This is a genomic window from Variovorax boronicumulans NBRC 103145 (assembly GCF_001591345.1).
GTDB lineage: Bacteria > Pseudomonadota > Gammaproteobacteria > Burkholderiales > Burkholderiaceae_C > Variovorax > Variovorax boronicumulans.
Map to the genome: position 1 here is coordinate 22,089 of NZ_BCUS01000005.1, position 22,080 is coordinate 44,168.

Consider the following 22,080-nt stretch of genomic DNA (forward strand, 5'->3'; position numbering starts at 1 on the left):
CTCAGGGGTGTTGCGAGGTCGCCAGCCGTTCGCGGGCAAAGGGCCGCAGGTCGAGGCCGTGCGCGCTTTCGCGGCCCAGCACCCGGTCGGCGATGGCGTCGCCCAGCCCGGCCGAGTGCTTGAAGCCGTGGCCGGAGCAGGCCGAGACGATCAGCACATTCGGCAGGCCGTCGAGCGCGTCGATCACGAAGCGGCGGTCGGGCGTGACGGTGTACATGCAGGCGCGGGCCTTGAGCGCGTGCCCCGCGATCTGCGGAAAGCGCCCGGCCACGCGGTGGCGGTACATGGCGGCGCTTTCTTCGGCGCTCACCTCGCGGTTGAGCGCGTCGGGCGTGGTGGCGTCGACGTACTGCTCGGTGGCGACCTTCAGCGCGGGCTGCGACGCGTCGGAGGCCGGAAAGCCGTACATGTAGTCTTCTTGCGCGTCGCCGAACATCCAGATGAAGATGGGAAAACGCCCGGGCGCGAAGTCGGCCGCGGCGGCGGGGCCGGTGTCGAACCAGTGCATCATCTGGCGGTGCACCGAGAAGTGCGCCTGCCAGTCGGTGCGCGCCTGCCGGCCGAGGAACTCGGGCAGCCAGGCGCCGGCTGCGACCACCACCTGGTCGGCGGTGAAGCTCGCGGTCTCGGTGCGCACGCGCACGGTGTCGCCGTTGCCCACGGGCTCGACGCTCAGCACGCGCTCGCCGGTGCGGGTCTGTGCGCCGTCGGCGCGGGCCACGGCGAGCTGGGCGGCGATGGCGTCTTCGGGGCGCACGAAGCCGGCGTCGCGTTCGAGGTAGCCGATCTCGTCGCCCTGCAGGTGGAACTGCGGGTAGCGCGCGCGGATGCCGGCCGCGTCGAGCACCTCGTGCGCGATGTCGAAGCGCTCGGCGCAGGCGATGGTGCGGCGCACGAAGTCGGACTTGCCGTGGTGCTCGGCCACGCGGTCGCGCGGCGCGAGGATGAGGCCGCCGGTGGTGGTCATCAACGGGCGGCCGGTGCGCGCCTCGAGCTCGTGCCAGATGGCGTGCGAGCGGTGCACCAGCGGCACGTACTCGTCGCCTTCGCCGACGGCCAGCCGCGTGATGCGCGAATCGCCGTGCGAGGAGCCGCGGTCGTGCGGCGGCGCGAACTGGTCGATGCCGAGCACGCGCGCGCCGCGTTGCGAGAGCTGGTAGAGGGTGGCCGCGCCGAGGGCGCCCAGGCCGATGACGATCGCGTCGTAATGAGTAGGGGAACGGGTCACGGGGCGAGAGGTTTCGTCGTCACACAAGGTTCAGGTCGAGAAACGCATCCTTCACCGCGATGGGCTGGGGAATGAGCTTCAGCTGCGCGAACACGTCGGCCAGGCCCTGCTGTTCGCGGGCGATGGCGGGCGTGAGCGCCACGACGCCATAGTGCCGCCGTTCGGTCGCCAGCGCCAGCACCTTGGGCTCGACCTTGAGCTGCGGCGCGAGCGTGGCCACCACGTCGCCGGGGTGGGCCTGCGCCCAGTCGTTGGCCTTGCGCAGTTCGGCGAACACGGTGCGCAGCGTGTCGGCGTTGGCGCGCGCGAAGGCGGGCTGGGCGAAGTGGTAGGTGCGGTTGCCGCTCAGGCCGGTGCCGTCGAACAGCAGGCGCGACTCGGTCGCCACCTGCGCGCCGGCCAGGAACGGGTCCCACAGGCCGATGGCCGCGACGCTGCCCGACTGGTAGGCGGCCACGGTGTCGGAGGCCGTGACGATGTAGACCGGCTCGATGTCTTCGTAGCGCAGGCCGGCCGCTTCGAGCGCGCGGATCAGCACGTACTGCGTGTTGTAGCCGCGGCCGGTGACGACCTTCTTGCCCTTGAGGTCACGCACGCTGCGGATCGGCGAGTCGCGCGGCACCAGGAAGCCGACGCCGCCGGGGTAGGGGCTTTCGGCCGCGAGGTAGACCAGGCCCTTGCCGCTGGCCTGCTGGAACACGCCGATGCCGTCCGAGGCGTGGCCGAAGTCGATGGCGCCGGCCGCCAGCGCTTCCGACAGCTGGCTGCCGCCGAGGAACTCGCGCCACTCGACGCTCACGCCGGCTGGCGCCAGCGCCTTCTCGAGCTGGCCCGTGCCCTTGAGGATGTTGAGCGTGTTGAACTTCTGATAACCGATGCGCAGGGTGCGGGCGCGCGTCTGGGCGAACAGCGGGGCCGAGGCGGCCACGGCGGCGGCACCGACGCCGGCGCGAAGCAGGAGGCGCCGGGCGACGGCGGGCGAGGAAGAGCGTGGGAAGTGCATGGGAAGAGCGGGGCCGCGTCGCGCGGCCGAAGAAGAAAAAAGCAGTCAGTCGAAAGGCAGAGGCTGGCCACTCTAGGGATCGACGCCGTCTCGCGCCACGAAGCTTTTGTCATTTGTTCATGCGCAACTCATCGCTGCATATGCAAGCGGAAATTGCTTCGTTGGCGCCGCACGTGGCGCTGCCTAGAGTCGCGCTCTCTCTTTTTTACTTCCAGCGAAGCGCAGGCATGACCCGCAACACCCACTCTTTCACCGTTTCCAGCCTGGCCCTGGCAATCGGCGCTCTCACCACCCTGGGCAATATCGCCTGGGCCGACAAGCTCGACGACATCCGCAAGGCCGGTGTGCTGCGCGTGGCCGCGTTCGACGGCAACCCGCCCTTCGGCTACATCGACCCGGCCAGCAAGAAGCAGGTGGGCCACGACATCGACCTGGCGACCGAGTTCGCGAAAAGCCTGGGCGTGAAGATCGAACTGGTGCCGACCAACCCGGCCAACCGCATCCCGCTGCTCACCTCGGGCAAGGCCGACGTGGTGTTCGCCAGCTTCACCATCACCGACGAACGTGCCAAGGCGGTGGACTTCACCACGCCGTACTTCCTGGTCGGCCAGCAGTTCCTGGCGAAGAAGGGCGTGCTGAAGGAGGCGGCGCAGATCAAGGACATCCGCATCGGCACCGAGAAGGGCACGACCATGGAGTCGAACCTGCGCAAGAACTACCCCGACGCCAAGGTCGTGCTCTACGACGATTCGCCCTTTGCGCTGGCCGCGCTGCGCAACGGCAACGTGCAGGCCATCACCAACGACGGCGTGAAGCTCACGGCGCAGTGGAACGCGATTCCCGACAAGGAGAAGTACGAGATCCCGGCGATCACGGTGTCGAAGGAATACCTCGGCGCGGCCGTGGCCAAGGGCGAGACGCGCCTGCTCGAGACGCTCAACGCCTGGCTGGTCGACAGCGAGAAGAACGGCCGCGCCGTGGCGATCTACGACACCTGGTTCGGCCCGAACAGCAAGGCGCCACTGCCGCGCCTGCTGAAGATCGGCGACCAGCGCGTGGCCGCCAACTGATGGGGCACGCAACGACCGGATCGATGCGGCCTTGAGCGATTTCCTGCGCGAGCACCTGCTCGCGCCCCATTACCTCGGCTGGCTGCTCGACGGCTGGCTCGTGACCGTGGGCGCTTCGCTGCTGGTGGCGGCGGGCGCCACGCTGCTGGGCGTCGTCGTGGCAGCGGGGCGCTCGTCGAACCGGCCCGCGTGGCTGCGCGCGAGCGGCGCGTACGTCTCGCTGTTTCGCAACACGCCGCTGCTGGTGCAGCTCTTCTTCTGGTACTTCGGCGCGCCCAGCCTGCTGCCCGAGGCGCTGCGCGAAGGGCTGCTGGCGGGGCGCTTCATTTCCTTCGAACTTCTGTCGGCGCTGCTCGGGCTCACGCTGTATGCGGCCGCCTACGTGGGCGAGGACATCCGCTCGGGCATCCGCGGCGTGCCTGAGGGGCAGACGCTGGCGGCGCAGGCGCTGGGCTTCACGCGCGCGCAGGTGCTGGCGCAGGTGGTGCTGCCGCAGGCGCTGCGCATCGCATTGCCGCCGCTGCTGGGGCAGTACATGAACATCGTCAAGAACACCTCGCTTGCGATGGCCGTGGGGCTGGTCGAGCTGTCGTACGCCTCGCGCCAGGTCGAGGCCGAGACCTTCAAGACCTTCCAGGCCTTCGGCGTGGCGACGCTGCTCTACATCGTGACCATCGGCGCGATCGAGCTGCTGGCGGCGTGGGCTGCGCGTCGGCAATCGGCGGTGCCGGGGAGGGCGACGGCATGACCGATGCGCTGCACATGCTGTGGGACAGCCTGCCGTACCTGCTGTGGGGCGCCTTTCCGCAGGGCGAGCTGGGCGGTGCGGCGCTCACGGTGCTGCTCAGCGCCGGCTCGGGCATCGCGTCGGCGGTGCTCGGACTGGCATGGGGCATCGGGCTGGCCATGGCGCGGGGGCCGCTGAAGCGCGTGCTGACGCTGGGGCTGGCCTTCCTGCGCGCGATCCCGGTGCTGATGCTGATCTTCTGGACCTACTTCCTGCTGCCGTTCGCGCTGGGCGTGAGCGTGCCGGGCGTGCTGTCGGTGATGTGCGCGTTGTCGCTGGTGGGCGGCGCCTACCTGGCGCACGCGGTGCATGCGGGCATCCGCGGGATCGGTGCGGGGCAGTGGGCGGCGGGGCTGTCGCTCGGGCTCACGCGCTGGGGCACGCTGCGCCACGTCGTGCTGCCGCAGGCGCTGCGGATGATGCTGCCGTCGTTCGTCAACCAGTGGGTCACGCTCGTGAAGGACAGCTCGCTGGCGTATGTGGTGAGCGTGGGCGAGCTGTCGTTCGTGGCTTCGCAGGTGAACGCGCGCACCATGGTCTATCCGGCGGAGATCTTCGTGCTGGTGGGCGCGATCTACTGGCTGCTGTGCACCGGGCTGGACCGGCTGGCCCACGGGGTCGTGCGCCGCGCGCAGGCGGGTGCGCCGGTTGTCATGAACTTTTCTGGAAAAGGTCTTGAGCGCTTCGCATAATCGTCCCGGTCATTCCGACAGCCTTTTCCATTTCAAGGAGTTCCACCCATGGCACAGACCCGGATCGCCGTCATCGTCGGCAGCCTGCGCAAGGATTCGTTCAACCACAAGCTGGCCCTGGCGCTGGCGCATCTCGCGCCGTCGGACTTCACGTTCGAGACCCTGCGCATCGACGACCTGCCGCTGTACAACCAGGACGACGACGGCAACCAGGCCGCGCAGGTGAAGCGCCTCAAGAGCGAAGTGGCCGCCGCGCAGGGCGTGCTGTTCGTCACGCCCGAATACAACCGCTCGATCCCCGGCGTCCTGAAGAACGCCATCGACCACGCTTCGCGCCCCTATGGCCAGAGCGTGTGGGCCGGCAAGCCGACCGGCGTGCTCGGCATCTCTGTGGGCGCCATCGGCACCGCGCTGGCGCAGCAGCACCTGCGCAACATCCTGGCGTATCTCGACGCGCCCACGATGGGCGGCCCCGAGGTGTTCCTGCAGGCCAAGGAAGGCCTGTTCGACGACAAGGGCCACATCGGCAACGAAGGCACGCAGAAATTCCTGCAGGGCTGGATGGACAAGTACGTGGCGTGGGTGAAGGCGCATTCCGCCGCTTGATCCTTCAAGGCAAGCGCCCACGAAAAAGCCGCCCCACGGGGCGGCTTTTTCGTTCCGGAGTTTGAAGACTCAGGCGGCTTGCGCGACGGTCTTCTGGTTCGCGGCTTCGGCCGTGGCCACGAGGATGTCGGCGCGAGCGGCGGTCAGTGCAGCGGCCTTGGGCGCGTCACCCATCGCGACGCCTTCGGCGCGCACGAAGCGCACGTCGGTGATGCCGAAGAAGCCGAAGATCACCTTCAGGTAGCTTTCCTGGTGCTCGGCCGCCTGACCGCCTTCGGAGGTCGAGTAGATGCCGCCGCGGCTGGACGCCACGATCACCGTCTTGCCACCGGCCAGGCCGACGGGGCCCTTTTCGGTGTACTTGAAGGTGCGGCCGGCTTGCGCGAGGCGGTCGATCCAGGCCTTGAGCTGGGTCGGGATGGTGAAGTTGTACAGCGGCGCGCCGAGCACGACGACGTCAGCGGCCAGGAACTGGCTCACCAGCTTTTCCGACAGGGCGTTCTCGCGCAGCTGCGCTTCGGTCGGCTGGGCCTGCACGCCGGTCTTGATGCCGAGGGCGTCGACGCCGAAGTGGGAGGGCGCGTCCACGGCGAGGTCGAGGTACTCGACCTGGGTGTCGGGGTGGGCGGCGCGCCATGCGGCGACGGTTTCGGCGGTCAGCTGGCGCGAGGTGGAGCCGGCGGCGAGGATGCTGGAGTCGATGTGGAGCAGCTTCATGTCAATCAATCACTTTCTGTGCAAGGTGTCGGCGCTGAGAAGTGGCCGGCGTTGGGAGAATTCTATTTTTGATGTGAGTGACTGATAAGTAGCCAAAATTTGATCAGATCGTTCTGTTGGTAGGACAATAAAGCCATGCAAGACCTCAACGACATGGTGTTCTTCGCCGAGGTGGCCGAGCGGGGCGGCTTTGCCGCCGCCAGCCGGGCGCTGGGCATTCCCAAATCGCGGCTGTCTCGGCGCGTGGCCGAGCTCGAGGAACGGCTGGGCGTGCAGCTGATGCAGCGCAGCACGCGCCGCCTGTCGCTCACGCCGGCCGGCGAGATCTACCTGCGGCATGCCTCGGCGATGCGCGACGCGGCCCAGGCGGCGGCCGAGGCCGTGGCGCAGGTGCAGACCGAGCCGAGCGGGCTGGTGCGGCTGACCTGCCCGGTCACCATCTCGCACAGCGGGCTGGCGCAGCTGATGCCGGTGTTCATGGCGCGCCACCCGGCGGTGCGCGTCGACATGCGCGTCATCAACCGGCCGGTGGACCTGATCGAGGAGGGCATCGACATCGCGCTGCGTGTGCGCCCGACCATCGAGGACAGCGCGGTGCTGGTGGCCAAGACCTTCGGCCACAGCCGCGGCGTGCTGGTCGCGAGCCCGGCGCTGCTGGCCAGTCAGGGCCCGGTCGACACGCCCGCCGACCTCGTGAAGCTGCCCACGGCGGCCATGTCGGTCAACGGGGAAGGGCGCTCCGAGTGGCGGCTCGAAGGCCCGGAAGGCCGCAGCCACGTGCATGTGCACACGCCGCGCTACGTGGCCGACGACCTGGCCACACTGCAGTTCGGCGCGCTGGGCGGCGTCGGCGTGACCCTGCTGCCCGACTACATGTGCAGCGCCGACATCGAGGCGGGCCGGCTGGTGCGGGTGCTGCCCGGCTGGGGGCCGTCGCCGGTGGTGGCGCACATGGTGTTTCCGGCGCGGCGGGCGCTGGTGCCGGCGGTGCGGCGGCTGATCGACTTCCTGTCCGAACACTTGCAAAGCGAGCAGATGCGGATGTTTTGAGGCAGATTGCTATCTAAAAGATAGCGTCATAGTGGGCCTGCGCAGGTTCTATATGCGGAAAACGTCATATCCAAACAAACAGATATTCGTTTGCCATTGAAGCAGCGGTTCGCACAATCCAGGGCTTCACCCCCTCCTTGGAGCGACCATGGCAACCCTGCGACTCGGCGACACCGCCCCCAATTTCACCCAGGACTCCAGCGAAGGCCCGATCGACTTCTACCAGTGGGCCGGCGATTCGTGGATCGTGTTCTTCTCGCACCCGGCCGATTTCACGCCCGTGTGCACCACCGAGCTCGGCAAGACGGCGGCGCTGTCGGGCGAGTTCGCCAAGCGCGGCGTGAAGCCCATCGCGCTGAGCGTCGACCCGGCCACCAAGCACAAGGAGTGGATCGGCGACATCAACGAGACGCAGAACACCACCGTCAACTTCCCGATCATTGCGGACGCCGACCGCAAGGTGGCCGACCTGTACGACCTGATCCACCCGAACGCCTCGACCACGGCCACGGTGCGCAGCGTCTACATCATCGACCCCAAGAAGGTCATCCGCACCACCATCACCTACCCGGCGTCGACCGGCCGCAACTTCGACGAGATCCTGCGCGTCATCGACTCGCTGCAGCTCACCGACAGCCACAAGGTCGCCACGCCCGTGAACTGGAAGGACGGCGACGACGTCGTCATCGTGCCGAGCATCCAGGACCCGGCCGAGCTGGCCGAGCGCTTCCCCAAGGGCTTCAAGGCCGTCAAGCCTTACCTGCGCATCACGCCGCAGCCCAACAAGTAAGAAGCCGCAGGACCGCGCCGTCATGCAGACTCGTGTCGTCATCGTGCCCGGCTGGCGCGACTCCGGGCCCGGCCACTGGCAGAGCCTGTGGGAAGAACGCATTCCGGGCGCGGCGCGGGTGGCGCAGGACGACTGGGCTTCGCCCAAGCGCGATGCCTGGGTGCCCGCACTGGCCAAGCTGGTGCTCGAAAGCGAAGGCCCCGTGGTCATCGCGGCGCACAGTCTGGGCTGCATCGCCACGGCGCACCTGCCGCCCGAGGCCGCCGCCCGCATCCAGGGCGCGCTGCTGGTGGCGCCGGCCGACCCCGAGCGCCGCGCGGTGCTGTCCGACTTCGCACCCGTGCCGTACGCGGCGCTGCCGTACCGCAGCATCGTGGTGGCGAGCAGCAACGATCCCTATTGCCCGATCCGCCTGGCGGGCGCCTATTCGCGCGCCTGGGGCAGCGAGTTCGTGCGCATGCAGAATGCGGGGCACATCAACATCGATTCGGGGCACGGAGACTGGCCGCTCGGCCTGGCCCTGCTGCAATCGTTGACCGACGAACCCGCCGCCTGGTCGGCGGGACGTGAATTTTCAGAAAACCTGGCAACCACATGACTTCCAGAATCAAGACCTTCGTCGCCGTGCTCGCGCTGGCGTCCTCCGCACTCGCCGGCAGCACCGCCTTCGCACAAGGCACCGGGCTGCTGAACGCCTCGTACGACGTGGCGCGCGAGTTCTACAAGGACTACAACGCGGCCTTCGTGGCGAACTACAAGAAGGCCACGGGCAAGGACGTCAAGATCGACCAGTCGCACGGCGGCTCCAGCGCCCAGGCGCGTGCCGTGGCCGACGGCCTCGATGCCGACGTGGTGACCATGAACACCTCGACCGACATCGACTTCCTGGCCAACGCCGGCGTGGTCGCCAAGGACTGGAACAAGAAGTTCCCCGAGAACGCATCGCCCACCACCTCGACCATGCTGCTGCTGGTGCGCAACGGCAACCCCAAGGGCATCAAAGACTGGGACGACCTGGTCAAGCCCGGCGTGCAGGTCGTGATCGTCAACCCCAAGACCGGCGGCAACGGCCGCTACGCCTACCTGGCCGCCTGGGGCTACATCAAGAAGAAGGGCGGCACCGACGCCCAGGCTGCCGAGTTCGTCGGCAAGCTGTTCAAGAACGTGCCGGTGCTGGCACGCGGCGGCCGCGACGCGACCACCGCCTTCCTGCAACGCAACATCGGCGACGCGCTGATCACCTTCGAATCCGAAGTGGTCTCGATCGACCGCGAATTCGGCACCGGCAAGGTCGACTCGGTCTACCCGTCGATCTCCATCGTGGCCGAGAACCCGGTCGCCATCGTCGAGCGCACCGTCAAGAAGAAGGGCACGGGCGAGTTGGCCAAGGCCTACCTCGACTGGCTGTACTCCGAAGAAGCGCAGGAAATCGCCGCCAAGCATGCGCTGCGCCCGCGTTCGCAGACCGTGCTCAAGAAGTACGCCTCGACCTTCAAGCCGCTGCAGCTGTTCACGGTGCAGGAACTGTTCGGCAGCCTGAGCGAAGCGCAGAAGGTGCACTTCAATGACGGCGGCCAGTTCGACAAGCTCTACACGCCCGGCGCGAAGTAAATGAGCGGCGCTGCTTCTTCGGCGCTCCCGGCAGCGGGAGCGCCTTTTTCACGTGCCAACCGGGCAGGGGGTGCCAAGCGCGTGCTGCCCGGTTTCCACATCACGCTCGGCTTCACGGTCTTCTATCTGTGCCTGATCGTGCTGATCCCGCTGTCAGCGCTGGTCTTCAAGACCTTCACGATGACCTGGGAGCACTTCTGGGTGTCGGTGACCGCGCCGCGCGTGATGGCCTCGTACCGCCTGACCTTCGGCGCCTCGCTGATCGCGGCGATGGTGAACGCGGTGTTCGGCCTGCTGGTGGCCTGGGTGCTGGTGCGCTACAAGTTCCCGGGCAAGCGCATCGTCGATGCGCTGGTCGACCTGCCGTTCGCGTTGCCCACGGCCGTGGCCGGCATCTCGCTCACGGCGCTGCTCGCGGGCAACGGCTGGATCGGGCAGCTGCTCGAGCCGCACGGCATCAAGCTGGCGTTCACGCCGGCGGGCATCGTGATCGCGCTGATCTTCATCGGGCTGCCCTTCGTGGTGCGCACGGTGCAGCCGGTGCTCGAAGACGCCGAGAAGGAACTCGAAGAAGCCGCCACCTCGCTGGGCGCCACGCGCCTGCAGACCTTCACCAAGGTGATCTTTCCGTCGATCGCACCCGCGCTGCTGACGGGCTTCGCGATGGCCTTCGCACGCGCCATCGGCGAGTACGGCTCCGTGATCTTCATCGCCGGCAACATGCCGATGATTTCCGAGATCACGCCGCTCATCATCATCGGCAAGCTGGAGCAGTACGACTACACGGGCGCCACGGCGGTCGCGCTGGTGATGCTGGTGCTGTCGTTCATCCTGCTGCTGGTCATCAACGGCCTGCAAGCCTGGCAACGCAAGCGCGCAGGAGCCTGACATGAGTGCACCTTCGAAAATCATCCGCCGCGCGCAGGCCGGCACCACCGAGTCGGCCTGGGTCCGCTGGACGCTGATCGGCATCGCCCTGGCGTTCATGTTCCTGTTCCTCGTGCTGCCGCTGGCGGCCGTGGCGGTCGAGGCGCTGCGCAAGGGCCTCAATGCCTACCTCGAGGCGCTGAAGGAGCCCGATGCGTGGAGCGCGATCCGCCTCACGCTGATCACAGCCGCCATCGCGGTGCCGATGAACCTCGTCTTCGGCGTGGCCGCGGCGTGGGCCATCGCCAAGTTCGAGTTCCGCGGCAAGGCCTTTCTGACCACGCTGATCGACCTGCCGTTCGCGGTGTCGCCGGTGGTGGCGGGCCTGATCTACGTGCTGGTGTTCGGCGCGCAGGGCTGGTTCGGTCCGTGGCTGGCGGAGCACGACATCAAGATCATCTTCGCCGTGCCCGGCATCGTGCTGGCCACCGTGTTCGTGACCTTTCCCTTCATTGCGCGCGAACTCATTCCGCTGATGCAGGCGCAGGGCACCGACGAGGAACAGGCCGCCATCGTGCTCGGCGCGACCGGCTGGCAGACCTTCCGGCGCGTGACCTTGCCCAACATCAAGTGGGGCCTGCTGTACGGCGTGATCCTGTGCAACGCGCGCGCCATGGGCGAGTTCGGCGCGGTGTCGGTGGTGTCGGGCCACATCCGCGGCCAGACCAACACGATGCCGCTGCACGTCGAGGTGCTCTACAACGAATACCAGTCGGTGGCCGCCTTTGCGGTGGCCTCGCTGCTGGCGATCCTGGCGCTGGTCACCCTGGTGATCAAGTCGGTCATCGAGTGGCGCCATGAGCGCGAAATGAAAGCCATCGCCGAGCTGCCGCCCGAGCGTCCCCCCGAGCCTTCGGCGGCCTGAGAAGACGAGAGAACAAGACCATGAGCATCGAAATCCGCAACATCAGCAAGCAGTTCGGCGACTTCCGCGCGCTGAACAACGTGAACCTCGACGTCGAGTCGGGCGAACTGGTCGCGCTGCTCGGCCCCTCGGGCTGCGGCAAGACCACGCTGCTGCGCATCATCGCGGGCCTGGAAACGGCCGACACCGGCAGCATCCATTTCTCGGGCGAAGACACCACCGACGTGCACGTGCGCGAGCGCCAGGTCGGCTTCGTGTTCCAGCACTACGCGCTGTTCCGCCACATGACCGTGTTCGAGAACGTGGCCTTTGGCCTGCGCGTGAAGCCGCGCAAGGAGCGCCCGAGCGACGCGCAGATCAAGGCCAAGGTGACCGACCTGCTCAAGCTGGTGCAGCTGGACTGGCTGGCCGACCGCTACCCGTCGCAGCTGTCCGGCGGCCAGCGCCAGCGCATCGCGCTGGCCCGCGCGCTGGCGGTGGAGCCCAAGGTGCTGCTGCTGGACGAACCCTTCGGCGCGCTCGACGCCAAGGTGCGCAAGGAACTGCGCCGCTGGCTGCGCCGGCTGCACGACGAGCTGCACGTCACCTCGATCTTCGTTACGCACGACCAGGAAGAAGCGCTCGAGGTGGCCGACCGCGTGGTGGTCATCAACAAGGGCCGCATCGAGCAGGTCGGTTCGCCACAGGACGTGTGGGACAAGCCCGCGAGCCCGTTCGTCTACGGCTTCCTGGGCGACGTGAACCTGTTCCACGGCCGGGCCGACAACGGCGCCGTGCAGCTGGACGGCATGCGCATCGACTCGCCCGAGCACAGCAGCGCGCGCGACGCCAAGGCGCTGGCCTACGTGCGCCCGCATGACCTGGATGTGACACGCTACGTGTCGGGTGCCACCGGCATCGTCGCCACGCTGTCGCGCGCGATCGTGGTCGGACCGATCGCGCGGCTGGAACTTGAGCCCACCGAAACGAATCCAGATAATCCGGGCTCCGGAACCATCATCGAAGCGCAACTCCCTGCGCAACAGTTCCGCGACCTGGGCTTGAAGGAAGGCGACACCGTCGTCGCCAACCCCCGCAAGGCCAGGGTGTTCGTAGAAGAAGATTGGGTATCTCCTTGATCCATTGGTACTTCGGCGCGCCGCGCCGCGCGCTCGGGCTGATCTGCCTGGCCTGTGTCCTCATGCTGGCCTTCGGGCTGTATCTGCAGCACGTGGTCGGGCTCGAACCCTGCCCGATGTGCATCGTGCAGCGCTATGCGCTGATGCTGGTGGCGCTGTTCACCGGCCTGGCGGCGCTGTTCAACAGCCGAGGCCTGCAGGTGACGGGCGGGGTGCTGGCGCTGGCGGCGGCGGTGGGCGGTGCCTACACGGCGGCGCAGCAGAGCTGGCTGCAGTGGTATCCGCCCGAAGTCGTCTCGTGCGGGCGTGACCTGTACGGGATGATCGAGACCTTCCCGCTCAAGCGCGCGCTGCCGATGATCTTCCGCGGCGGCGGCGACTGTTCCAAGATCGACTGGTCGCTGTTCGGCCTGACGCTGGCGAACTGGTCGTTCATTGCGTTCACGGTGCTGGCGCTGTTGCTCCTCACCTTGCTCTTGCGCCGGCGCACGGCGCGCTGAGTTCTTTTTCAGTAGTTCTTGCGGCGTGGCCCGCTGTCCTTCGAGGGCAGCGGGCCACGCCGTTTTTCATGGGTCGCTGCGCAGGCCCGTGCAAAAAAGCCCGTCAAAACGCATGCTTTAGCAGGCCTTCAGCAACCGGGGCTAGGATGAACCGCATCCCTTCCCGGGCCTCGCCGCCCGTTTCATCCCACTTCTTCACTGCATGCCCACCACTCCTTCGCGACGATCGCGCAAGTTCCTTGTCGGCCTGGCCTTGTTCGTCGTGCTGGCCATCGCCGCCTTCTTCTGGCTGAGCCCGGCGAAGAAAAGCGACTACCTGACCGCCACCGTGCAGCGCAGCGACCTGGAGAACGCGGTGCTCGCCACCGGCGTGCTGCAGGCCCTCAAGCAGGTCGAGGTGGGCGCGCAGGTGTCGGGCCAGCTCAAGTCGCTGAAGGTGGTGCTCGGCCAGACGGTGAAGAAGGGCGACTGGCTGGCCGAGATCGACCCCGTCATCTCGCAGAACACGCTCGCGCAGGAGCAGGCCAAGCTCGAGAACCTGCAGGCCCAGAAGCTCGCCAAGGAAGTGCGCGTGAAGCAGGCCGAACTCACCTGGGCGCGCCAGCGCGAGATGCTGGCGCAGGACGCCGCCGCGCGCCAGGACCTGGAAGGCGCCGACACCGAGTTGCGCGCGCTGCGCGCCGACGCCGTCTCGCTCGACGCGCAGATCCGCCAGCAGAAGCTGGCCCTGGCCTCGGCGCAGACCAACCTGTCGTACACGCGCATCGTCGCGCCCATCGACGGCGATGTGGTGTCGATCAGCACGCTCGAAGGCCAGACCGTGGTGGCCTCGTTCCAGGTGCCCACGCTGATGAAACTGGCCGACCTGTCGACCATGACCGTGAAGGCGCAGGTGTCCGAGGCCGACGTGGTGCGCGTGAAGGCCGGCCAGCCGGTGTACTTCACCATCCTGGGCGACCCCGACACGCGCTACCACGGCACGCTGCGCGCGGTGCAGCCTTCGCCCGAGAAGATCAACAACGCCGTGTTCTTCAACGCGCTGTTCGACGTGCCCAACCCCGAGCGCACGCTGCGCGTCGACATGACGGCGCAGGTTGCCATCCTGCTGGGCGAGGCCAAGCAGGCGCTGACCGTGCCGCTCACCGCGCTCGGCACGCGCGACAAGGACGGCCGCCACGAAGTACGCGTGCTCCTGCCCGACCAGCGCGTGGAAAAGCGGCAGGTGCGCGTGGGCATCAGCAACAACTTCCAGGCGCAGGTGCTCGAAGGCCTGAAGGAGGGCGACAGCGTCATCACCGGCGACGCCTCGGCGCTGGAGAAGACCGACGGCAATGACAGCGGCAGCCGGAGGCCGCGCCAGTGACGCAGCCGCTGCTGACCCTGCGCGGTATCGGCCGCAGCTTTCCCTCGGGCGAGCAGGAGGTCCAGGTGCTGAAAGATGTCGACCTGGACATCGGCCACGGCGAGATGCTGGCCATCGTCGGCGCCTCGGGCTCGGGCAAGTCGACGCTGATGAACATCCTCGGCTGCCTCGACCGGCCGACCACCGGCACCTACACCGTGTCGGGCCAGGACGTCGGCACGCTCGACAGCGACGCGCTCGCCGCGCTGCGGCGCGAGCACTTCGGCTTCATCTTCCAGCGCTACCACCTCATGCAGCACCTGACGGCGACCGGCAACGTCGAGGTGCCCGCCGTGTATGCCGGCACCGAGGGCTCGGCGCGCGACGCGCGGGCGCGGCAACTGCTCGCGCGCCTGGGCCTGGAAGACCGCACCGAACACCGGCCGAGCCAGCTCTCGGGCGGCCAGCAGCAGCGCGTGAGCATCGCGCGTGCGCTCATGAACGGCGGGCAGGTCATCCTGGCCGACGAGCCCACCGGCGCGCTCGACAGCAAGAGCGGCCAGGAGGTCATCGGCATCCTGCGCGAGCTGCATGCGCAGGGGCACACGATCATCATCGTGACGCACGACATGCAGGTGGCACGCTGCACCGAACGCATCATCGAGATCGCCGACGGTGCGATCGTGGGCGACCGGCCCAACGTGCCGACCGTGGCCGCACCCGCACAGACGGTGGGCGACGACACCCCCACGCCGCCCGCCATGACGCGCCCCACGCTGGGCATCGCGCGCTTCAGCACCGGCTGGGCGCGTTTCTCCGAAGCCTTCCGCATGGCCTGGCGCTCGATGATGGCGCACCGCATGCGCACGGCACTCACCATGCTGGGCATCATCATCGGCATCACCTCGGTGGTGTCGATCGTGGCCATCGGGGAGGGCGCCAAGCGCTTCGTGCTGGCCGACATCAAGGCCATCGGCACCAACACGCTCGACATCTACCCGGGCCACGACTTCGGCGACGACAAGGCCGCGAGCATCCGCACGCTGCTGCCGGCCGACCTGCAGGCCATTGCCGCGCAGCCCTACGTGCACAGCGTCACGCCGACCACCATGCGCAGCCTGCGCCTGCGCTACCGCAGCGCCGACGTCAACGGCAACGTGAACGGCGTCAGCGACAACTTCTTCAGCGTGCGCGACATCCAGATGGCCAGCGGCACGGACTTCGACGCCAACGACGTGCGGCACCAGTCGCAGGTGGTGGTGATCGACCAGAACACGCGGCGCAAGCTCTTTCCCGACGGCACCGACCCCGTGGGCAAGATCATCCTCGTGGGCAGCCTGCCGTGCACCGTGATCGGCGTGGCACAGGAAAAGAAGAGCATGTTCGGCGAGAACAAGTCGCTCAACATCTGGCTGCCCTACAGCACCGGCGCGAGCCGCCTCTTCGGCCAGCAGCACTTCGACAGCATCACCGTTCGCATCCGCGACGACCAGCCCACCAAGGCGGCCGAAGAGAGCATCGTGCGGCTGCTCACGCTGCGCCACGGCGGCAAGGACTTCTTCACCTTCAACATGGACAGCATCGTGAAGACGGCCGAGCGCACGAGCCAGTCGCTCACGCTGCTGCTGTCGCTGATCGCGGTGATCTCGCTCGTGGTGGGCGGCATCGGCGTGATGAACATCATGCTGGTGTCGGTGACCGAGCGCACCCGCGAGATCGGCATCCGCATGGCCGTGGGCGCGCGCCAGAGCGACGTGCTGCAGCAGTTCCTGACCGAGGCCGTGCTCGTGTGCCTGGTCGGCGGTTTCATCGGCGTGCTGCTGTCGTACGGCATCAGCTTTGTGTTCTCGCTGTTCGTGAAGCAATGGCAAATGATCTTTTCGCTGGGGGCCGTGGTGTCGGCTTTTTTGTGCGCGTCGCTCATCGGCGTGCTCTTCGGGTACCTGCCGGCGCGCAACGCCGCGCGGCTCGACCCCATCGAGGCGCTGGCGCGTGAGTAGCGCGCGACCGACCCTGGCGGGCCTCGCCATCGCGCTGGCGCTCGGCGGCTGCACGCTGTTCGCGCCGGAGCGGCGCGAACACCGACCGCTCGGCGTGCCGCAGGCCTGGCAGCAGCAACAGCCCCTGCCGCAGAACGCAGCGGCCGTGCCGCAGGCCCGCTGGTGGACCGCCTTCCACGACGCGCGGCTCGACACCCTGATCGACAACGCCCTGCGCACCAACAACAACCTGGCCGCTGCCGGCATCCGCGTGCAGCGGGCGCAGCTGCAGGCCGGCCTGGCAAACACCAACCTCACGCCCGGCGTGACAGGTCAACTGAGCACCAACCGCAGCTTCGATCTGAAGCGCGGCAACGTGGCCGCATCGACCGCGAGCTCCTCGCTGAACCTGAGCTACGAGATCGATCTGTGGGGTCGCCTGTCGGCGTTGCGCAGCGCTGCCGACTGGGAGCTGCAGGCCACCCAGTCCGACCGCGAGGCCACGGCGCTGGCGCTGGTGGGCACCACGGCCGGGCTGTATTGGCAGACCGGCTACCTGAACCACCGCATCGCGCTGAGCGAAGCCGGCATGGCCGATGCACGGCGCATCCAGGCGCTGGTGCGCGCCAAGTACGCGGCAGGTGCCGTGTCCGGGCTCGACGTCGCGCAGGCCGGCCAGAATCTCGCGAGCCAGGAGGCCGCGCACACACAGCTGCTGCAACAGCGTGTCGAGGCACGCAACGCACTGGCGATCCTGTTCGACATGCCGCCCGACGCCCCGAGAGACGAGCCCTCCCAACTGCCGGACACCGCCTTGCCCGTGATCGATGCCGGACTGCCCGCCAGCCTGCTGGGCCGCCGGCCCGACCTGCGCGCCGCGGAGCAGCGCCTGCGGTCCTCGCTGGCGAACGTCGATGCCACGCGCACCAGTTTCTATCCGGTGCTGAGCCTCACGGGTTCGCTGGGCGCGGGGAGCAATGCGCTGGGCGAGGTGCTGAAGAATCCGATCGCCACGCTGGGCGCCGGCCTGGTGTTGCCGTTCCTGCAATGGAACACCGCGCGGCTGACCGTCGCCGTGTCGCAGACGCAGTACGAAGAAGCGGTCGTCGGTTTCCGCCAGTCGCTGTACACCGCGCTGTCCGAGGTCGAGAACACGCTGTCGTCGCGAACCCAGCTGCAGGACGAAAGCGTGAAGCTGGCTCTGGCGCTGCAACAGGCGCAACGCGCGGAGGCCTTGTCGGAAGTGCGCTATCGCGCCGGCGCCACTGCGCTGCAACCGGTGCTCGATGCCAAGGACAAGCGCCGCCTCGCGGAGGTGTCGGTGGCGCAGAATCGGTTGAACCAGCTCAACGCCACGATGACGCTCTACAAGGCACTGGGCGGCGCGGCCATCGTCGAGTAGGAAGAGAGGAAGAGTTCCCACACCACAGCAGGTGCCCGGCAGGCGGTGCGGTGTGGCCGGCACAGTGGAGCCGACCGCGCCGTGCCGCCTGCCGGGCGCCCCTCCAAAGAGACCTAAGCCTGAAACGGCGGCGCCCCCCGCAGCTTGCGAAAAAGCAACCCCGGCAGCCGCAAAACAAACTCGACCATCAGCCGCGTGTGCATCCAAGTCAGCAAGACGTTGTCCCGCCCATAGCGAAAGTGCGACACCCCGCCTTCTTCAGCCGTCAGGTACTTCACAGGCGCATCGATGTTCACCGGCTTGACCCCGCGCCAGGCCAGCCGCACGACCGCCTCGGTATCGAAGTCGAAGCGCCGCATCCACGGTTGCCGCGCCATCACCGCGATCAGGTCGACCACCGGGTACACGCGAAAGCCGTAGAGCGAATCGCCCACGCCCGCGAACAGCGTCTCGAGCTGCGTCCAGCCGTTGGACACCCGCCGCCCCCGCACCCGCAGCAACGGTGCGCTGGCGTCGAACACCGGCCGGCCCAGCACCATCGTCTCGGGCCGCGCCAGCGAGGCGTTCATGAAAGAGGGGATCAGGTCCGCCGGATGTTGTCCGTCGGAATCCATCGTGAGTGCGTGCGTGAAGCCGGCGTCCTTCGCGGCCCGCAAGCCGTGCAGCACCGCCGAGCCCTTGCCCTGGTTCTGCGGCAGCACCCACACGCGCAGCCCCGGATCGCTGGCGGCCATCTGCTGCAGCCGCTCGCCCGTGCCGTCGTCGCTGCCGTCGATCACTACCCACACCGGGTTCCATTGGGCCCGCGCGGCCGCGACCGTCGAGAACAGGCGCTCGCCCGTGTTGTAGCTGGGGATCAGGACAAGGTGGGTGCGCGAGGCGTCTGCTGGCATTCGGGGGACGCGTCGGTGGCGCGCTGCTCCATGTGTTGACGGAAATAGTGCTCCAGCTCGACCTGCAACGCATCGCTGTCCTGCGTTGGTGCAAAGCGCTTGCCCAGCCGCAGCGTGAAGACGATGGGCAGCGGCGGCACGCGCCACAGCGGCCAGCCCTTGCCGAGGTAGGGCGAGTCGGTGTCGATGAACACGGTCTGGATCGGCGCCTGCGCCAGCTTGGCGATCAGCGTGGTGCCGGGGCGGAAGGGGTTCAGCGGCGGCGACACCGTGCGCGTGCCTTCGGGAAAGATCACGAGCTGGCCGCCCTGGCGCAGGTCGTTGACCGCCAGGCGCACCATCGTGCGGGCCGACTTGTTGCTGATGTAGCGCGCCAGCCGGGCCCCGGCACCGAGGAAGATGTTGCCCATCAGCTCGGCCTTCATGATGCAGGCACTGCGCGGCAGCCGCGCCACCAGCAGCAGTGCGTCGAGCATGGTCGGGTGGTTGGCCACGAAGATCACGCCGGGCTCGTTGCGCATCGGGTCCAGGCACGAGGCGTCGATGCGCATCATGCCGGTGACCGAGGCGAGCCACCAGAACATCCGGTAGGCAAAGGCGATGGTCATGCGGCCCAGCGCGCGCGCCGGTACGGCCGGCATCACCGGGTACAGCAGCATGGCGACGAAGTTCCAGACCAGCGAGATCAGGCCGAGGAACAGCAGCAGCGCATAGAGCATCAGCGCGAGCGGGATCGACGTGAGAAGACGCAGCACGTTCATGGGTGGTGTCGGTCGGACAGGCGGACGGCGGGCCGCTCAGGCGGCCTGCAGCCGGCCGGCGGCGACCGTGTGGGCCTCGATCTCGACCAGCAGATCGCTGCGGCAGATGTCGGCTTCCAGGTACACCGCATGGCGGGCCATCGGCGACTGGGCGCCGAGCGCGGCTTCGATCACCTCGCGCACGGCCTCGGTGTCCGACGGATGCCGCACGTACACCACGCAGTCGAGCGCATCGAGCGAGAAGCGCGCCGTGGTCTGCGCATGGGCGGAGGCGATCACGGCCTCCAGGTTGCGCAGCGTTTCGCGGGCCTGCTCACGCACGTCGCCGTGGTGCACCGTTTCGTGCCCGACGATGCTCGCCGTGCCCGAGATGAAGAGCGCGACCTGGCCGTCGCCGATGTCCGCCAGCGCGGCGCGCGAGAAGGTCGGCGAGCGCGGGCCGTAGGTTTCGGGATAGCGGTAAGCCGACACCTGCCGCGGGTTCTCGACCGGCAGCGGCGCGGCACGTCCCGCGAGAAAACGGATCGACAGCGCGCCCTGGCGGATGCCCAGCGCGCAGGCGGCCGGGGCACCTTCGAAGGCGGCGCGGCCGGCCTCGAAGAAGGCCTCTTGCCGACCGAGATTGAACTGGCGGTAGCGCTCCAGCCCGCCGCCGTCCGCGTTGATGCGCGGCAGGTAGTTCCAGATGCGCTGCAGGTGCGGCGTGCCGGCCTGCTCGAGCGTGCGGAACAGGTCGCGGTAGGCGCGCTGCGCGAGTTCGGTCAGGCCCTGGCCTTCGACGGCTTCATCGAGGTCGATGGCGCCGAGCAGCCAGTGCCCGTCGGTGCGCCAGCGCGCGATGCCGGTGGTGCCCGACCGGACCTGGGTGCCGTCACCCGCGTGCCCCACGTGCCACACGTCGGCCATCGCGCCTTGCGGTGACAGCACGCGCGCGTTGACCGTGGGCATCCAGGCGACACCGTGCGGCGTGCCGTAGCCGAGCGCGGCAAAGGGTGCATGGCTGTGCGTGGCCAGCGCAAGGCTGTCCGGCAGCGAGAGGCGCTCCACGCGCAGGGGGGAATGAAGGCGATCGTCCTGGGGGCGCACGTTCAGCGAACCTCGTCGGCGGTGGATTCGGGTTTGCGGCCGGTGTAGGCCGAGAAGACCCCGAGGCTCGCATGCCGGCGCACGTCGCTGAAGCCGGCGGCGCCCAGTGCCTGCATGACGCGCTCGGGCGGGATGCAGGCCTCGATCGTGTCCCAGTAATAGCGCCACAGCTCCGAGGTGTCGCTGCGGCGGCCAACCACGCGGGCGATCAGCGGCACCACGGCGCGCATGTAGCCTTTCAGCAGTGCGGTGGCGATGCGGCCTTCTGGCTTGGTGATCTCGAGCACCACCACGCGCCCGCCCGGGCGCAGCACGCGATGGAACTCGGAAAAGGCGGCGGCCACGTCGCTGATGTGGCGCATGGCGTAACCCATGCTCACGAAATCGCAGCTGGCGTCGGGCCGGGGCAGGGCCTCGGCGACGCCTTGAATCAATTCGACGCCGGGCAGCCGGACCTGGCCCATCATGCCCACGCTGGGGTCGACGCCGGTGAGCTTGCCGGTGGAGCCGATGAGCTTCAGGGCTTCGCGGGCGACGAGCCCGGTGCCGATGCCCACGTCGAGCACCTGGGCGCCCGCCGTGAGGCCGGCCTGCTTCAGTGCGTCACGGCGGTACGAGGGGCCGGTGCCGAAGGCCAGCACGGCTTCGATGCGGTCGTAGTCCGCGGCCGTGCTGTCGAAGATGCGCCGCAGGAACGCCTGGTGCTCCGCTTCGGTGTTGTAGTACAGCGGCAGCGGGGCGTGCGGCGGCAGGGCGTCGGGATTTCCCGTACCGGCAATGGGCGATGGCGTCATCGAACAATTATCACCAAAAGGTCCGGGCCGAAATCCCGGGCGCCGGGGGAGCGTTGTGTGCGCCGGACAGTAAACTCCACACTTGCTTTGAAAACACACGACAGCGAGAGAGAAAGCCATGGCCGGACATAGCAAGTGGGCAAATATTCAGCACCGCAAGGGCCGCCAGGACGAGAAACGCGGCAAGCTCTGGACCCGCGCCATCCGTGAAATCACGGTGGCGGCACGCGCCGGCGGCGCAGACCTCAGCGCCAACCCCCGGCTGCGGCTGGCGGTCGAAAAGGCCAAGGCGGTCAACCTGCCCATCGACACCGTCAAGCGCAACATCGACAAGGCCACGGGCAACCTCGAAGGCGTCAATTACGAAGAAATTCGTTACGAAGGGTACGGCATCGGCGGCGCGGCGATCATCGTCGACACCATGACCGACAACCGCGTGCGCACCGTGGCCGAAGTGCGCCACGCCTTCTCCAAGCACGGCGGCAACATGGGCACCGAAGGCTCGGTGGCCTTCCAGTTCAAGCACTGCGGCCAGATCATCTTCGCGCCCGGCACCAGCGAGGACAAGGTCATGGAAGTGGCCCTCGAAGCCGGTGCCGAGGACGTGATCACCGACGACGACGGCGCCATCGAGGTGCTCACCGCCATCGGCGACTTCGAGGCCGTCAAGAACGCGCTCGAAGCCGCGGGCCTGAAGCCCGACGCCGCTGAGATCACGATGCGCGCCGAGAACACCGTGGACGTGACCGGCGAAGACGCCGCCAGGATGCAGAAGCTCCTCGACGTGCTCGAGGACCTGGACGACGTGCAGGACGTGTATCACAACGCCGCACTGTCCGACTGAACGAATGAATGATGG

Annotated in this window: 23 protein-coding genes; 16 read left to right on the forward strand and 7 right to left on the reverse strand. The window is 68.1% G+C overall.

Annotated elements, in window-relative coordinates; all coding sequences use genetic code 11:
- Position 1: 1 nt before the first annotated feature.
- Positions 2-1,228: an N-methyl-L-tryptophan oxidase gene (solA, locus tag VBO01S_RS02605; RefSeq protein WP_062470050.1), complete on the reverse strand. Its 1,227-nt coding sequence runs from the start codon at positions 1,226-1,228 to the stop codon at positions 2-4.
- A 19-nt stretch (positions 1,229-1,247) separates the two neighbouring features.
- Positions 1,248-2,231, reverse strand: a complete 984-nt coding sequence (locus VBO01S_RS02610) for an aliphatic sulfonate ABC transporter substrate-binding protein (RefSeq protein WP_062470053.1) — start codon at positions 2,229-2,231, stop codon at positions 1,248-1,250.
- 227 nt (positions 2,232-2,458) lie between these two features.
- On the opposite strand from VBO01S_RS02610, the gene VBO01S_RS02615 reads away from it, so the two are divergent.
- The 4 genes from VBO01S_RS02615 to VBO01S_RS02630 are packed head-to-tail and all read left to right on the forward strand — an operon-like array spanning position 2,459 to position 5,386.
- A complete protein-coding gene (locus tag VBO01S_RS02615; RefSeq protein ID WP_062470056.1) occupies positions 2,459-3,301 on the forward strand; it encodes a transporter substrate-binding domain-containing protein in 843 nt (280 codons plus the stop codon).
- 31 nt (positions 3,302-3,332) lie between these two features.
- Positions 3,333-4,049, forward strand: a complete 717-nt coding sequence (locus VBO01S_RS02620) for an amino acid ABC transporter permease (RefSeq protein WP_062470059.1) — start codon at positions 3,333-3,335, stop codon at positions 4,047-4,049.
- Positions 4,046-4,780 carry an amino acid ABC transporter permease gene (locus VBO01S_RS02625; protein WP_062470264.1) on the forward strand — a complete coding sequence of 245 codons (735 nt, stop codon included), beginning with the start codon at positions 4,046-4,048 and terminating at the stop codon, positions 4,778-4,780. Before VBO01S_RS02620 ends, VBO01S_RS02625 begins: the two co-directional genes overlap by 4 nt.
- 48 nt (positions 4,781-4,828) lie before the next feature.
- Positions 4,829-5,386, forward strand: coding sequence for an NADPH-dependent FMN reductase (locus tag VBO01S_RS02630; RefSeq protein WP_062470062.1), 558 nt, complete (start codon positions 4,829-4,831; stop codon positions 5,384-5,386).
- Between the two features lie 69 nt (positions 5,387-5,455).
- Here the strand turns inward: VBO01S_RS02630 and VBO01S_RS02635 are convergent, their stop codons facing one another.
- On the reverse strand, positions 5,456-6,103 hold the full coding sequence (locus VBO01S_RS02635) for an FMN-dependent NADH-azoreductase (RefSeq protein WP_062470065.1): 648 nt from the start codon (positions 6,101-6,103) through the stop codon (positions 5,456-5,458).
- 135 nt (positions 6,104-6,238) lie between these two features.
- Between VBO01S_RS02635 and VBO01S_RS02640 the strand changes: the two genes are divergently transcribed.
- From VBO01S_RS02640 to VBO01S_RS02690, 11 genes are all read left to right on the forward strand, one after another.
- A complete protein-coding gene (locus tag VBO01S_RS02640) occupies positions 6,239-7,153 on the forward strand; it encodes a LysR family transcriptional regulator (protein WP_062470067.1) in 915 nt (304 codons plus the stop codon).
- A 148-nt stretch (positions 7,154-7,301) separates the two neighbouring features.
- On the forward strand, positions 7,302-7,943 hold the full coding sequence (locus VBO01S_RS02645; protein ID WP_062470070.1) for a peroxiredoxin: 642 nt from the start codon (positions 7,302-7,304) through the stop codon (positions 7,941-7,943).
- 22 nt (positions 7,944-7,965) lie between these two features.
- On the forward strand, positions 7,966-8,541 hold the full coding sequence (locus tag VBO01S_RS02650) for an RBBP9/YdeN family alpha/beta hydrolase (protein WP_056580397.1): 576 nt from the start codon (positions 7,966-7,968) through the stop codon (positions 8,539-8,541).
- The gene (locus tag VBO01S_RS02655) at positions 8,538-9,554 is read left to right on the forward strand and encodes a sulfate ABC transporter substrate-binding protein (protein WP_062470072.1); all 1,017 of its coding nucleotides are present in this window, start codon (positions 8,538-8,540) and stop codon (positions 9,552-9,554) included. The genes VBO01S_RS02650 and VBO01S_RS02655 overlap by 4 nt, the downstream gene beginning before the upstream one ends.
- Entirely contained in the window at positions 9,555-10,442 is an 888-nt protein-coding gene (cysT, locus tag VBO01S_RS02660) for a sulfate ABC transporter permease subunit CysT (RefSeq protein ID WP_062470075.1), read from the forward strand.
- Between the two features lies 1 nt (position 10,443).
- Positions 10,444-11,346 (forward strand): sulfate ABC transporter permease subunit CysW, encoded by a 903-nt coding sequence (cysW, locus tag VBO01S_RS02665; protein ID WP_062470078.1) that lies wholly within the window; start codon positions 10,444-10,446, stop codon positions 11,344-11,346.
- A gap of 20 nt (positions 11,347-11,366) precedes the next feature.
- Entirely contained in the window at positions 11,367-12,464 is a 1,098-nt protein-coding gene (locus VBO01S_RS02670; RefSeq protein WP_062470081.1) for a sulfate/molybdate ABC transporter ATP-binding protein, read from the forward strand.
- Positions 12,461-12,964 carry a disulfide bond formation protein B gene (locus tag VBO01S_RS02675; protein WP_062470083.1) on the forward strand — a complete coding sequence of 168 codons (504 nt, stop codon included), beginning with the start codon at positions 12,461-12,463 and terminating at the stop codon, positions 12,962-12,964. Before VBO01S_RS02670 ends, VBO01S_RS02675 begins: the two co-directional genes overlap by 4 nt.
- 202 nt (positions 12,965-13,166) lie before the next feature.
- Positions 13,167-14,327, forward strand: coding sequence for a macrolide transporter subunit MacA (gene macA, locus VBO01S_RS02680; protein WP_062470086.1), 1,161 nt, complete (start codon positions 13,167-13,169; stop codon positions 14,325-14,327).
- Positions 14,324-16,306 carry a macrolide ABC transporter ATP-binding protein/permease MacB gene (macB, locus tag VBO01S_RS02685; RefSeq protein WP_062470089.1) on the forward strand — a complete coding sequence of 661 codons (1,983 nt, stop codon included), beginning with the start codon at positions 14,324-14,326 and terminating at the stop codon, positions 16,304-16,306. Before macA ends, macB begins: the two co-directional genes overlap by 4 nt.
- On the forward strand, positions 16,299-17,687 hold the full coding sequence (locus VBO01S_RS02690; protein ID WP_062470091.1) for an efflux transporter outer membrane subunit: 1,389 nt from the start codon (positions 16,299-16,301) through the stop codon (positions 17,685-17,687). Before macB ends, VBO01S_RS02690 begins: the two co-directional genes overlap by 8 nt.
- A 113-nt stretch (positions 17,688-17,800) precedes the next feature.
- Here the strand turns inward: VBO01S_RS02690 and VBO01S_RS02695 are convergent, their stop codons facing one another.
- The 4 genes from VBO01S_RS02695 to VBO01S_RS02710 are packed head-to-tail and all read right to left on the reverse strand — an operon-like array spanning position 17,801 to position 21,221.
- A complete protein-coding gene (locus VBO01S_RS02695) occupies positions 17,801-18,580 on the reverse strand; it encodes a glycosyltransferase family 2 protein (RefSeq protein ID WP_062470093.1) in 780 nt (259 codons plus the stop codon).
- Complete coding sequence (locus tag VBO01S_RS02700; RefSeq protein ID WP_062470097.1) at positions 18,544-19,341, reverse strand: lysophospholipid acyltransferase family protein; 798 nt, start codon at positions 19,339-19,341, stop codon at positions 18,544-18,546. Before VBO01S_RS02700 ends, VBO01S_RS02695 begins: the two co-directional genes overlap by 37 nt.
- Positions 19,342-19,377: 36 nt before the next feature.
- Positions 19,378-20,427 carry a chorismate transformation FkbO/Hyg5 family protein gene (locus VBO01S_RS02705; protein ID WP_062470100.1) on the reverse strand — a complete coding sequence of 350 codons (1,050 nt, stop codon included), beginning with the start codon at positions 20,425-20,427 and terminating at the stop codon, positions 19,378-19,380.
- Positions 20,428-20,429: 2 nt separating this feature from the next.
- Entirely contained in the window at positions 20,430-21,221 is a 792-nt protein-coding gene (locus VBO01S_RS02710; RefSeq protein WP_062470103.1) for a class I SAM-dependent methyltransferase, read from the reverse strand.
- A gap of 118 nt (positions 21,222-21,339) precedes the next feature.
- On the opposite strand from VBO01S_RS02710, the gene VBO01S_RS02715 reads away from it, so the two are divergent.
- Positions 21,340-22,065, forward strand: coding sequence for a YebC/PmpR family DNA-binding transcriptional regulator (locus VBO01S_RS02715; RefSeq protein WP_056580425.1), 726 nt, complete (start codon positions 21,340-21,342; stop codon positions 22,063-22,065).
- The last annotated feature ends 15 nt before the right edge of the window (positions 22,066-22,080 follow it).